The organism is Rhizobium sp. AG207R, assembly GCF_027109195.1.
Classification (GTDB): Bacteria; Pseudomonadota; Alphaproteobacteria; order Rhizobiales; family Rhizobiaceae; genus Rhizobium; species Rhizobium dioscoreae.
This window is the reverse complement of sequence record NZ_JAEPVT010000003.1, coordinates 550,470-564,742: the sequence shown is the minus strand read 5'-3', so window position 1 is coordinate 564,742 and position 14,273 is coordinate 550,470. Positions and strand designations below refer to the sequence as shown.

The 14,273-nt window shown below is 59.9% G+C and carries 3 protein-coding genes and 1 pseudogene; all 4 read left to right on the top strand.

The window, feature by feature from the left end; translation table 11 throughout:
* Nucleotides 1-223: pseudogene (locus tag JJQ51_RS10070) on the top strand (ShlB/FhaC/HecB family hemolysin secretion/activation protein); the annotation flags it as partial.
* A 1-nt stretch (nucleotide 224) separates the two neighbouring features.
* Nucleotides 225-827 carry a hypothetical protein gene (locus tag JJQ51_RS10065; protein ID WP_233788620.1) on the top strand — a complete coding sequence of 201 codons (603 nt, stop codon included), beginning with the start codon at nucleotides 225-227 and terminating at the stop codon, nucleotides 825-827.
* Between the two features lie 48 nt (nucleotides 828-875).
* The gene (locus tag JJQ51_RS10060) at nucleotides 876-13,907 is read left to right on the top strand and encodes a hemagglutinin repeat-containing protein (protein ID WP_269244677.1); all 13,032 of its coding nucleotides are present in this window, start codon (nucleotides 876-878) and stop codon (nucleotides 13,905-13,907) included.
* Nucleotides 13,904-14,254, top strand: a complete 351-nt coding sequence (locus JJQ51_RS10055) for a DUF7674 family protein (RefSeq protein WP_269244676.1) — start codon at nucleotides 13,904-13,906, stop codon at nucleotides 14,252-14,254. Before JJQ51_RS10060 ends, JJQ51_RS10055 begins: the two co-directional genes overlap by 4 nt.
* Nucleotides 14,255-14,273: the final 19 nt, after the last annotated feature.

Genomic DNA, 14,273 nt, shown 5'->3' with positions numbered 1-14,273 from the left:
GATACTCGGAGAGTTGAGGCCCTATGTCGGCCTCGATTACGGGCGGATCGCACGCCAGGCCCGCTACCAGATCGCCGGTGGCGACATGCTCGGCTGGACGGTCGGGGCCAAGCTCGCCGGCGGCAATCTCAATTTCGATATGGGTTACTCGAATGTCTTTGGCGGCACGGTCGACCGCCGCGACTCAGGGCTTCTGTTCGTAAGTACTTCAGTGAGGTGGTGAAATGGGTGAGCAGATGAAGGAAAATAGCAAAAAATGGCATCGCGGCGTGACCAGAGTTCTGTTTGCCGCTGTGCTTGTGAGTTCGACCGTCGTGGCCGGATGCACGACACAAGATCCGCGCCTCACCGCAGCACTTAGCACAGCCAGTATCGCTGATGTCCGCATAGAATCGGCGCCCGATCTGCGGATGGGATCACCTCTATTGAACGGTGACACGCGGGAATCTCAGGTCGCGCTTGTGTCGCGTGTCCTGCAGCAAAGACTTGCAAAGGATCTGAAGGGCTATCCAGGGGGTAATGTTCCCGCGCGGTTGATTGTCACCCTTCATGATCTGGATGTGGCGTCGGCTCCCGGCAGAATTATCGCAGGCAACAACAGCTTTATCGATGGAACCGTCCGCCTCGAGGACATGCGCACAGGAAAACTGATCGCGCAGGCCCAGGAGATCCGCGCCAACGACATGACGGTCCGCGGGGATGGGTTAGCACTCATTCCCGCGATGGTCATCAACGCGGCCGTCACCCCCAATCAGACCGCAGTGGCGACCCAACTAGCCGAAACCTTCATGAAGCAGGTGAAGACGTGGCTGACGCCACGGAAGTAGTCGATCGGAAATCCGAAGCGGGCAGAAAGCGTTTAACGGGGAAGGGCGATGACCAGGACGTCAGCAGGTATTTCAAGTGGCGAAAATGGCAAGGCAAGTGTCGGGCGCCTGGGCACTGCCCTGCGTCAACTATCTGCGACACTTCTAAGCTGCCTGCTTACCTTCCAGCCAATGCTGGCGAATGCGCAATCCGTTTCTGCGGCCGGATCGGCACCCGCAGTCAACCAGCCTCACGTCGGTACTGCCCCGAATAGTGTGCCGCTGATCGATATCGTCACACCGAACGCCAGCGGGTTGTCGCACAACAAATACGACAATTTCAATGTCGGCACACAGGGTCTGATCCTCAATAACTTCAAAGGTGAGCAAGGCATCTCGAACCTCGGCGGGGTGACACCAGGCAATCCAAACCTCAATGCCTCGAACCCGGCCTCGGTCATCCTCAACGAGGTTACCAGCGGCAACCGCTCAGCTCTGAATGGCCCGACGGAAGTATTCGGTGGCAGAGCTGACGTCATCATCGCGAATCCTAACGGCATCACCTGCGCGGGCTGCGGCTTCATCAACACGCCGCATGCGATGTTGACGACCGGCGTGCCCAACATCGGCGCCGACGGCAGCCTGACAGGATTCACCGTCAATGGCGGTGATGTCACCTTCGAAGGGGCAGGCGGCAATTTCGCGGCTGCACCCGGCTCGGTCGATCTGTTCGATGTCGTCTCGCGCCAGATTCATGTCAACGCGCCGATCTATGGCAAGACCGTGCGCCTGACGGGCGGGGCGAGCAAGTATGACTATGCCACGGGCGAGGCGACGGCGCTGACCGCCACATCAGGCACGCCGGAATATGCGATCGACGGCACGGCGCTCGGCGCGATGCAGGCCGACCGCATCAAGGTCGTCGTGACGGAAAAGGGCGCCGGCGTCAAAATGAGCGGCGATATGGCCGCCAATGCCGGCGAACTGTCGCTGTCCGCCGACGGCAAGATCTCGATCGGCAATGCCTCCGCCCGCGACGGCGTGACCATCACCTCGAAGCAGAAGGTCACAGCCGCCAAGGTCACGTCGAGACAGAAGGTCAAGGTTCAGGCCGACCAGGGCATTACCCTGCAATTGGTCGCCGCCGATAGCGATATTGTGCTCGCGAACGGTGCCGGCCTGCTCAGCGTCTCCGGCGACGTGAACAGCGGGACGACCGCGCTGATGAGTTCGGGCGGCGGCATTGCAGCCGGTAGCGTCACCGCTGGCAACGGCGCAGCGACGCTTGTCGCCACTTCCGGCGATATCGCGATCGCTGGTGCTGCCAATAGCACCGGCGACCTCACTCTGACCGCTTCGGCCGGCTCGATCTCGGCCGCCTCGCTATTGAGCTACAACAATCTCGTTCTTACCGCTGGTAATAGACTTGCCGTTTCCGGCAATGTCCTGGCGCAAGGCAATGTCAGCGCCACTGCGCAGTCAATCTCCACCGGCATGGTTGTTTCCGGCATCAATATTGCTGCCACCAGTGCCGATCCTGGCGGGAATGTCGTTCTCTCAGCGCAATCGCCCGCGATTGTCGCGGGCTCGGCAGGCAACTTAAGCCTGACGGCAACCGGCGGCACGATTGCCACTGGCAATCTGCAGTCGGCTGGAAGCCTCAACACCAGTGCGACCGGTAATATCACGGCGGGGAATATTCAATCAGCCGGCAATCTTACCGCGACCGCGACTTCGCTCACGGCCGCCAATGTTACCTCGCATGGCGGGCTCACCGTTAACGCTGCGATAAACGCAAGTGGTCAGATTCTCGGAGCGGGCGATATCCTGATCTCCGGGGCTGGCATTCAGGCGACCGCTATCGCGTCCGGCGTCGACTTTGCCTCGACCAACGCCGCTGGTGGCAACATCGTCCTAGGTTCGGCCGGCGCACTCGATCTAAAAGCTGTCGCCGGCACCATCACTGTCGGCACGTTGCTATCGGCCGGCAACCTGACGGCCCAGGCTTCCTTGCTGCAGTCTAACAACCTCACCAGCCACGGCAACGTCGGTATCGACGGCGGCATGCGCGTCACCAACCAGTTGCTCGGAGCCAGCGATATCACCATCAATGGCAACGCCAATGGTGTCAGCGCCGGTCTGCTTGCGTCTGGGGTCAATTTTGCCGCGACCAAGGCCGCCGGCGGCAATATCGTGCTGGCGGGTAACGGCGATCTGACGATCAACGACAGCGCTGGCGCCGTTCAGGCAGGAACTGTGCTGGCGGCAGGCGCGATCAACGCCACCGGTCAGACCATCACTGCTGATGCGATCACCGGCGGCAAGAACATCACGCTGACCGGCGCCACCAGTCCGACCGCCGGAAGCGGCAGCGTCAAGATTACTGGTCAGGTCCTCGGCGGCGGCAATGTCGGCATTACTGGCTCGAGCATCGCGGCCGATGCCATCGTCTCCGGCGTCGATATCGCCGCCACCAATGCGGCGGGTGGGCGCATCACCCTTGGTCCAACGGCCACGGGAGCTGGCAATCTGACACTGACGACCGCAGGCGCGATCAGCGCCGGAACGCTGTTGTCTGCGGGTGATCTCATCGCGAACGGCTCATCGATGTCCGCCGGCAATATCTCCGCGCATCACGACATGACGCTTGGCGGCGTCGTCAGCGTCAGTGGCCAGATTCTCGGCGCCGGCAACGTGCTGATCTCAGGCCAGAGCCTATCGGCGCAGACGCTTGTCGCCGGCATTGACTTCAATGCCACCAATGCAGCCGGCGGCAATATCGTCCTTGGCCAGACCGGGGATTTGACGGTGAACGTCAATGGCGCCGTTGCGGCATCGACCATACAGGCTGCGGGTGCCATCGACATCAGCGGTGCATCCGTCGCCGCAGCTTCAATCACTGGTCATCAGGATATCAGCCTTTCAGGCACGGCAGTCGGAGGTGTGAATGTCGCGAACCAAGTGCTTGGCGGGGGTAACGTTGGCATCTCCGGCGCGAGCATTAAGGCAGGGACTGTCGTCTCGGGTATCGATTTCTCGGCAACTGCAGCGGCCAGTGGCAACATCGTCCAGACAACAAGCGGCAATCTGACGCTCGCCTCTGCCGGCAACATCGATACTGGCACACTGCTCTCGGCAGGCAGCCTTAATGCGGCCGGGTCTACCATCACAGCCGGCACCGTCACGGCGCATGGCGATGTGACACTTGGGGGTGCCACTAGCGTTACCGGCCAGATCCTAGGCGCCGGAAACGTGCTGATCACTGGCCAAAGTCTGTCAGCGCGGACCGTCGTTGCGGGCATCGACTTCGGTGCAACTAACGCCGGCGGCGGCAATATCGTTGTTGGACAGTTCGGGGACCTGACGGCTCGGTTGAGTGGCGGGTTCTCGGCATCGACGATGCAAGCCGCCGGTGCCATTAACGTCAACGCCGCGACTGTGACGGCCGATACCATCACCGGTCATCATGACATCATCCTTTCCGGGGCAACGACCGTCAATCAGCAGATTCTGGGCGGCGGCAACATCGGTATCTCCGGCTCGAACATCAAAGCCGGCGCCATTGTGTCAGGCGTCGATTTCACTGCGACGGCAGCCGCCAATGGGAACATCGTCCAGACGACCAGCGGCAATCTGATGCTCGCTTCGACCGGTGCGATCAAGACCGGCACATTGCTCTCAGCCGGTACTTTTTCCGCCAGCGGTGCGACTGTGACCGCGGATGCTGTCACAGCGCACGGCGATATCACGCTTAATGGCGTCACCAGCATTGCTGGGCAAGTTCTCGGCGCCGGCAACATCCTGATCACTGGCCAGAGCCTTTCAGCCCAATCTGTCGTCGCCGGTATCGACTTCGACGCGACCAACAGAGCAGGCGGCAATATCGTTCTTGGCCCAGCCGCGACGATTGCAGGCAGTCGCGCAGGGGATCTTACCGCCCGGCTCAATGGCGGATTCTCTGCATCGACGATACAGGCCGCGGGCGCCATTGACGTCAATGCCGCGATCGTGGCGGCCGATACCGTCACCGGCCACGAGGATATTACACTTGCCGGCGCAACCACCGTCCATGGCCAAATCCTTGGTGGCGAAAACATCAGCATCTCAGGCCCGAGCATCGCTGCAGGCGCGATCGTCTCCGGTGTAGATTTTAGGGGCACGGCTGCTGCCAACGGCAATATCGTTCAGAATTCGAGTGGCGGTGTATCCCTGGTTTCTAGCGGTAATCTCACAATCGGCACGCTATCGTCGGCAGGCAATTTGACCGCGCAGGCGGGCGATCTGAGCGCGAATAGCATCACAAGCCACGGGGCAATCGATCTGGCGACCAGCGGTCGTGTCGACGTCAGTGGCCAGGTCCTATCGGCCGGCAATCTCTCGATCGATGGTGCTGGCCTCAACGCCGGACTTCTGGTCTCCGGCGTGGATTTTGCGGCGACCGCGGCCAACGGCGGAAACATCGTGCTTGGCGGGGCCGGTAAGACGGACCTCACCGTCTCCGGCAATGCCACGGCAAGAACCGTCCTGTCGGCGGATGATATCACGGTAAGGACGGCCAATCTCCAGGCGAGTAGCGTTACAAGCCACGGCAATGTTGGCATCACCGGCAATGTCGATGTCGGCAGCCAGATTCTGGCCGCAGGCGACCTCACCATCAATGGTGGCAGCATCAGTGCGCCAACCCTGATCTCGGGCATCGACTTTGCCGCCACCAATGCCGCCGGTGGCAACATTGTACTGGCGTCGTCTGGAGCCATGAATCTGACAGCCTCCGGCAACATCACGGCCGGAACGATCCTTTCTGCCGGAGATTTCGCGGCAACAGCCACAAATCTAACGGCTGCCAACATCACCAGTCATGGCAAAGTCGATATTTTCGGCAATCTCGCAGCCACCAATCAGGTGATTTCCTCGGGCAATCTCACAATAAGCGGCGGCAGCATCAGTGCGCCCGTCTTGATTTCGGGTGTCGATTTCGCTGCCACCAATGCTCGTGGCGGCGATATAGTCCTCGGAACTGCCGGCGATATGAATCTGACCGCGTCTGCGGGCATCACGGCGCAGAACATGCTGTCGGCCGGCGTTATCAATGCCAGCGGTACCACAATTACGGCCAACGCTGTGACCGGGCATGGCGACATCACCCTCACTGCCAATGACAGCGTCAATGTCTCGGGCCAGCTCCTCGGTGCCGGCGCCGTCTTGCTCTCCGCTTCGACCGTCCAACTCGGCCAGGCAGTTACCGGTGTTGATTTCGCTGCCACCGCGCGATCGTCAAACGGCGCCATCGCTCTCGGATCAAGCGGCGATCTGACCATTAACGCCGGAAGTGCGTCAGCCAGCATGCTGATCGTCGCAGGCAATCTCAATGTGGGCGCGAGCGCGTTTACGGGCGGCAACATTACGGGCCACGGTGCGGTCGCGATCGGCTCTTCTACCGGTCCCGGCACAGTGAGGATCAACGGCCAACTCCTGGGCGCCGGCAACGTCTCGATGACCGGATCTGCCGTCAGCGGCAACGTTATCGCGGCCGGGGTCGATTTCGCGGCGATGGACCAATCGGGCGCCGGTAATGTCATTCTGGGTCAGGGCGGCAATCTAACGCTCACAGCCACGGCAGGCGACATCTCTTTCAACAGCCTGCTTGCTGCCGGGGCGATCACGGCCAACGCTGCGAACAATATTAGCGCCAACGCCGTCGCCCATGGTGATCTGTCGCTCACAGCGGGTAGCGCGATTACGCTCACCGGCCAATCGCTTGCAAGCCGTAACGCCAATCTGTCCGCTCGATCGATGACGATCGATACACTGGTCTCCGGCGTCGACTTTGCCGCCACCCATGCTGCGGCTGGCGGTAGCCTGATGCTGCAGCGTACGGGCGCGATGACGCTGTCGGCCTCGAGCGGTAGTATCAGCGCCAATTCGCTGCTTTCGGGCGGCAATCTTGCCGCTACGGCGACGCAGAACATCGGTTACAACAGCCTGCAGAGCCTGGGGAATGCCGCGCTTACAGGCCCTGGCGCAATTGCTTATACCAGCACCACCCGCGTCGGAGGCAATCTGACGCTCAATACCGGGGCGCTCGATCTCTCGGGTAGCAGGGGCAGCCGGATTGCCACGGGCGGCACGTTGATCGTCAACGCCTCATCCGCCAATCTCTCGGGAAGCAATCTCGTCTTCGGAGGCCTGTCGCTCAATTTGTCGGGTGGTGCCGATCTTTCCAACGCGCAAGTCAGCACCGTTACTAATGCTGGCGGTTCCGGTGACATCGCCATCTCGGCCGCTGGCCTTGCCACCACCGCCGGTACTTCGCTGCTCGCCGCCCATGACCTGACCCTGAACCTGCCATCGCTTGGTAATACTGGCCAATTGGCGGCCGGCAACAATCTGACCTTCAACGTCGCTGGCGATTTCTACAACAGCCCGTCCGGTCTCGTCTTTGCCGGCAACAACGCAAACCTCTTCGTCGGCGGCATGCTCACCAATGACCAGGGCGCTATCCTCGCAGATGGCGGGATGACTATCCAGGGAGCGACCACCGGCCAGCGCAATGCGGCAGTCACCAACGTGTCCGGCCTCATTCAAGCCGGTGGTGACATGTCGATGCTCACCAGCAATCTTACCAACCGGCGATCGACGACGCCGACCTGGGTGACGGGTCAGTTGGTCTCCTCCGGTGCCGTTGTCGGGACCTTTGTGCTCAATCCAGCAGTCGCAGGTCAACCTTTCGCCTATCTGGAATCGACCGATCAGAATATGTTCCAGCTTTATGCAGGGGTCGATCCGGGGCAGTTTTCCGATTACCAGCCGCTGCTGTATTCGGTCGCAACCCTTGCTGACGGCACCTCCTATCACGCCTGGACCTGGGTCAGCGGCAGTGGGCCGACCGAAGTTCGGCCGATCTTCGACTGGATCAAGGCTCGCGTCCCTAAGGATGCCAACGGCAATCCGATCCTCGATCCCAACAATCCCTCGCGTTACTTCATTGTTGATGAGGTCGTTCGCAATGGCTCGGATACGAGCACGACCTACACATGGGATCCAACCTCCAACATATCGCAGTCGGTTTATGAAGACCGCTTCACCAGTGCGCTCAGTCCTGAGGCCGTGATCCACGCCGGCGGCAATCTCACAGTCGATGCGACCAACCTCACAAACTCCTACAGCCGGATCGAAGCCGGCGGCAATGCGTCGCTCACCGGTTCGACGCTCATCAATGAAGGTGTCGTTCTCAATCGCACCACGACGCTGACCTGTAGCGCTCAGAGCGCCTGCTCGGCCTACAACGCCGATGGCACCGCCGATCCTTCCCGCAATATCGCCAACGGCACGTCAATCGTGTCGGGATCGCAGGTTATCGGCGGCGCAGCTGGCACGCTCAAGGCGGCCCGCGCCCTGAGCCTCAATTTCGGCACGGTCAACAATACGTCGCTCGGTTCGACGGGCGGCGGCGCGGCCGTTAGCGCACCTTCGACACCGAACGATCCTCTGTCGGCCCTGAACGGCATGACGGCCGGCGGCGCCCTCTTCAATGTCAATGCCGCGCTAGGCAGTTTCACCTCAAATGGTGGCGCAAATGTCGCTAGTGGTCCATCATTGACAGGTACTGGTACAACAATCGCCGGCGGCCCGACCGTCAATGGCGGCAACCTGACGGCAGCCGTCGGTGCGTCGGTGGGCAGCAACGGCGTGACGCTCGTAAGCAGCCCTTCGATCAGCTCGGGTACCCTGATAGCTGGTAGTGCTGCGATCAATCCTAACAGCCTGATGGGCAAGCTCACCGCTGCTCTCGGCAACAGCGGAAACCTCGCTCAGGTCCTGGAGGTCAATGGCGCGAAACTTGCCTCGCTTGCGAAGCCGCAGTCCGGCGGGGTCGGTGGGACGGTCCCAGGTCAGGTCTTCCTCTTCGAGACACGGGCGGCCTTCCTCGACATTTCGAAGTTCTACGGCTCAAGTTATTTCATCGACCGGGTTGGCTATACGCCGGAGACCAAGGTTCCCTTCCTCGGCGACGCTTATTTCGACAATCAGCTCGTAGACGAGCAGATGCGGCAGCTGGTGGGCGATGGCCTCGGCGCGGGATCCTTCATCCCTGGCAACAATGCCACCGACCAGATGAAGACGCTGCTCGACAATGGCGTCGCTTATGCCGAGGCGAACGGGCTTGCTCTCGGGCAAGCTCTGACGCCGGAGCAGGCTGCATCGCTGACCCAGTCGATGGTGATCTACCAGACGCAGATTGTCGACGGCGCACAGGTGCTGGTGCCTGTCGTCTATCTCTCTGCCGCTGACAAGGCGAAGGTCAACGCAGGCGGTGCCGTCATCGCCGGCAATAGCGTCAGCATCGACGCCGGCTCCGTCAGCAATTCCGGTGCGATTGCTGCTGCAGATGGCATGACCATCAATGCGACCGAGATCAAGGCCAATAGCGGCACCTTCCTGGCCGGCGGCAACATGAACCTCAATGCCACCAATGGCATCACGCTCGCCGCCCAGACGATGACCCTCGGCGGTCAGAATGTCGTCAACACCAATGCTGGCGTGTCGGCTGGCGGAAACCTGCAGATTGCCGCTGGCGGTACCCTGAGCTTAGAGGGCACCAAGATCGCCGCAGGTGGCGATGCCCAACTTTCCGGCGCCAATGTGAATCTTACCACTGTCAAGGTCGACAATGGCGGTCAGCAGAATGCGGCGGGCGCCCGTGTCAACGCCGGTGGTAATCTCACCATTGCGGCCAACAACGACATCAATGTCATGGGCTCCTCCGCCAAGGCCGGTGGTGATCTCAAACTTAAGGCCGTGGATGGAGCGATCAACATCGTCTCGACCGATGTCGCCCGCAAGACGAACGATGGTTACACCAAGACGACGGGTACCGATCAGCAGGCCTCGCAGCTCTCCGCCGGCGGCAACCTGCAGGTCAATGCCAATACCGGTGTTCTGATCTCCGGCTCGGATCTGTCGGCCAAGGGTGATGTCGGTCTGACGTCCAATGGCGACATCAACATCACCACCTCGCAGAACCAGTCCAACTCGACCTTCGGCAAAAACTCCTCGTCCGAGGTGACGCATAACGGCTCGAGCATTACGGCCGGCGGCGATCTGGTCGCGAAGTCGAACAGCGACATCAACGTCATCGGTTCTAAGATGGATGCCGATGGCAAGCTGGGCTTGCAGGCCGGTAAGAACATTACCATCGCCGAGGCGACCGATAGCGCCACCCTCGATGTCAAGAGCTCCAGCAAGAAGAGCGGTTTCCTCGGCTCGACCAAGGAGAATGCTTCCGGACATCTGGAGACCACGACCGCGGTTGGCTCGTCACTATCCGGCAAGGACGGCGTGACGATCAAATCCGGCGGCGACACTACGGTCTCCGCCTCGAAGGTGACGGCAGGTGATGACACTCATACCGCTGATCTCAATGTCCAGACTGGTGGCAATCTGATCGTCACGGCCGGCAAGGACACCGAGACCGAGCACGACAGCGCCAAGCGCAAGGGTTTCCTGCGCAGCGGCAGCTCGAGCTTTGACGGCTATAACGAGACGACTGTCGGCTCGCAGCTCTCGGCCTCCGGCAATGTCACTCTCGATGCCGGCAAGGCCGCCGCCATCGTCGGTTCAAAGGTCAATGCCGATGGCTCGCTGAATATTTCCGGTGAGAGCGTCAGCATTATCGGCGCACAGGAAAACCACCAGTCCGACAGCAAGCGCAAGGATTCAGGCCTCTTCGTCGGCTCCGGCGGCGGCTTCATTTCGCTCTACGGCAAGAACGAAAAGCAGGGTCAACAATCTTCCACGGATAATGTTGGATCAGAGCTTACGGCCGGGAAGGACGTCAACCTGACGGCAAGGACGACCGATCTCAACATCATGGGCTCGTCGGTCAGCGCGGATCGCGACATCAATCTGTCAGCGGCCCGAGACGTCAATGTGACTCCCGGCGCGGAAAGCTCCTCGCAATCAGAACAGCAGAAGAAATCCGGCTTCGGCCTGGCCCTTTCCGCCGGCAATGGCGGTTTCTCGATCGGTATCGGCGCGCAGTCGACGAAGGACAGCAAGGCGCAGCAGTCCGATACCAATGCGGTCTCTAATCTTTCGGCCGGTCGCGATCTCAACATCTCGGCGGGCAACAATGTTAACCTGCAGGCGACCAGCGCTTCGGCCGAGCGGGACGTCAATCTCTTTGCCAAGAACGATATCAATCTGCTCTCGGCCAACGACTTCACCAATTACCAGGAGGTGCATGAAAAGACCTTCGCCGGCGTAACCATCTCGGTTACGAGCCAGGTCGGCAAGGCGGCTGAGAGCATCATGAACTCGGCCGAGCGCCTTTCGGATAGTGGTGGCGTCAATGCGGTGACCAACACGGCCATTGCCGGCCTCGGCTTCTATCAGGCCTATAAGGACCTAACGGCCGCGTCGAAAAATTTTGATGCAGGCAAGGGTCTTTCCTTCAGTATCGGCATCAATGCCGGCATCAATCATCAGGAGAGCACCTGGTCATCCTCGTCCTCCACCCCAGTCGTGACGGACATCCGTGCCGGTCGCTCGATCACCATAGAGGCCGAGAAGGGCTCCATCACTAGCGATGGTGCGCAGATCCTGGCCGGTTACGACAGGAACGGCATCCCGACGATATCGGGAGATCCGCTGACCGGCGATATCTTCCTGTCGGCAGCGAATGGCGACATCAACCTCAATGCTGCCACGGGCACGTCGGATTCGACCAGCTCGAACAAATCCTGGAGTGTCGGCGTCGGCGTCAACTTCGGCTGCACTACAAAAAATGGCTGCGCGCAGACCGGTGTCGGGGTCAACGCTTCCTATGGCAAGGGCGGTTCGGAAACCTCCGGCACCAGCCACACGAACACGCATGTGAACGGCACCGGCGATGTCACCATCGTTACGAACGATCTCGCGCTGAAGGGGGCGACGGTAACTGGCAATTCGGTCGGCATCGATGCCCGCTTGCTAACGATCGAAAGCCAGCTGGATACGCAGAAGGCCAAAGCCGATCAGTTCAATGTCTCCGGCCAGATCGGCTTTGGCAACACCGGCGTCTCCGGCACTGTGCAGAAGGCCAAGGGCGATGCGGTTGTTGTCTCCGAGCAATCGGGCATTCACGCCGGAACGGGTGGCCTCGACATCGATGTCAGCGGTCAAACCTCGCTTGTCGGCGGGCTGATTACCAGCCAGGCGACGGCGGACAAGAACTCCTTCTCCACCGGCACGCTAACGGTCGCCGATATCGACACGCATTCGACTTGGAAGGCCGAAACCTTTGGCGGTGGCATCGGCACCAGCGGGCTCACCATCGCTCCGCCCGTCAAGGCTGGCGAGAAGGAGACCGGCAAAGCCTATTCCGCCATCGGCGGCAATATCGGCATCACGATCGCCGATCCCACGCACCAGGCGCAGGACATCGGCACGATCCGCCGTGATACCAACAACACCAACACCTCGCTGCCCGGTCTGCCGGACCTCGAGCATATCCTGCGTGACCAGTACAAGACCCAGGCAGATCTGCAGGCAGCGCAGGCCACTATGGCGGGATTGGTCGGGGATATTGCGAGCGAATTCTACAAGCAAGCTGCTCTCAGCCGAGATCAGGCGGGAATGGACTACTGGAAGGAGGGTGGCGCCGGTCGAGTACTCCTCCATACCATCGGTTCAGGTATCCTGGGTGGCGTCAATGGCTGGGAGGGAGCGCTGAAGGGAGCCGCCGGCGCTGCGACCTCGGCCTTGCTGACGCCTGCCATAGCAAGTCTCGTCAAGGGCATGTTGAAGGACAGCACCTTATCGGATCAGGACAAACAAGCGCTTGCCGCAGCGATCGGGACGAGTCTCAGTTCGGTAGTCGGTGGCGCCGTTGGTGGCGGCGAAGGAGGGTCCTACGGCTCGGCGCAGTATCAGTATAATTATCTGACGCACGAGCAGCTTGACGAAGCCAATAAAGAGCGCGGCGAACTCCTCAAAAAGATTGACGATTGCAAAGCATCACTTGGTGAAGGCTGCTCAGGCCAAGACCTGGCGCAACTTGAGAGTAATCTGAACGTCAGCACGGCCTATTACAGGCAGCTTTCGGATGAAAATAATGCGGCACTTGTAAGCGCCTGCGCCGCATCCTTCACAAGCGCGGCCTGCGTCTCGGGTCGTCAGGACTTGCAGAACGCTGTCGATCAGGAATATGGGCTTCAGGCTCGTGTGCTGGGCACGAGCACCATCAACACGCCTGATGCCCTGCTGCTTGGCGTACTCAGTGATGTGGCGGCTGGCCGTGGCGCCGCTGATCAGATCAGCGCCCAGTATCAGAAAGCGCTGGCCACACACCAGGCAATAGTAAATGGTGTGGCTGCCTTGTCGGTGCTTGTCGCGGCTGGCGTAACCATTGGCCCGGAGGTTTACGCATATTGCGCGGCTAATAGCGCCGCATGCGCCAATGCCGTTACTGAACTGCTGGATTGCACCGTTACCGTGGCTTGCACGAGCACGGCTGGAGGTGTTCTTTCTCTTGGTGCCGCAACGAAGGTCGCTGGCGAACTGGAGCAATCGGCAACTGCTGCGGCACGTACAGCGGGTACGCGGACGATTATCGCATCCGATGGCACCAGCGTCGTCGTACCTGCTGGATACAGACCGCTAGCCTCCGCCGGCGCAGCAGCAAATGACGTTGGTGGCCTACCGACGGGATATGTTCGCGTCATCGATGATGCAGGCAATGTCGTTATTGCGGGGCCGAACGGAGCTATCTACAATGATGTGGCGGCAGCGCAGAGGGCCGCAACTATTGGCACCAGTGTCCCAAAGACGGCGGCAACTAAACCGCAAGTGGTCGATCCTAAACTCGAGAATTTGGTTGATAATGTTTATAAGGGAGTCACAAACCCGAACAGAGTTGGCGATGGCACATTGGGTGACGCCGTTCGCTATGAACTTGCGTCAGGCGAGCAAGTTCACGGGCGGTCGCATGTAATTAAAGCTCAAGAAACGATTAAGGGTCTCGAGAATTGGATCAAAAATACTCCTAATGCTCTCGCGGTTGATCGGGAAATCGCGCTAGACATAATCGGAGATCTTCAAAATGCGTTAAAGGGCAGATGATGACCTCAGCTATATGTGTTGCCTTTACGGCTGGACTGGCTTTTACATTTAAACCACTCGAAGGCATATTGTCAGAGCATTTGCGCGACAACAGTGGTGAAATTTTACCCCATTTGTTGATGGCGGATTATTGCCGTCTTGTTGAGAAAACTCCTGAAAGCCATTGGATCAAAAGCTTTCTCGCATATTTGGAAGAGAATTTTTCGAGCCAAAATGATCCATTGAGCGAGTTGATATCAGTTTCGTTTATCGAGCATCTGTCTCCCGGTGAGCGTTTACCAAACCCTGTGGTAAAGTTGCTTGGTAAGCGAATGAGGGACGAGTATCGGCGCATATTTTCAGAATAGAATATCCGTGACCTCATGA

Bases quoted from the DNA above. Each gene is read 5' to 3' on its own strand.
- JJQ51_RS10060 (WP_269244677.1), top strand. From the start codon at position 876: ATGACCAGGACGTCAGCAGGTATTTCAAGTGGCGAAAATGGCAAGGCA.
- JJQ51_RS10065 (WP_233788620.1), top strand. From the start codon at position 225: ATGGGTGAGCAGATGAAGGAAAATAGCAAAAAATGGCATCGCGGCGTG.
- JJQ51_RS10055 (WP_269244676.1), top strand. From the start codon at position 13,904: ATGATGACCTCAGCTATATGTGTTGCCTTTACGGCTGGACTGGCTTTT.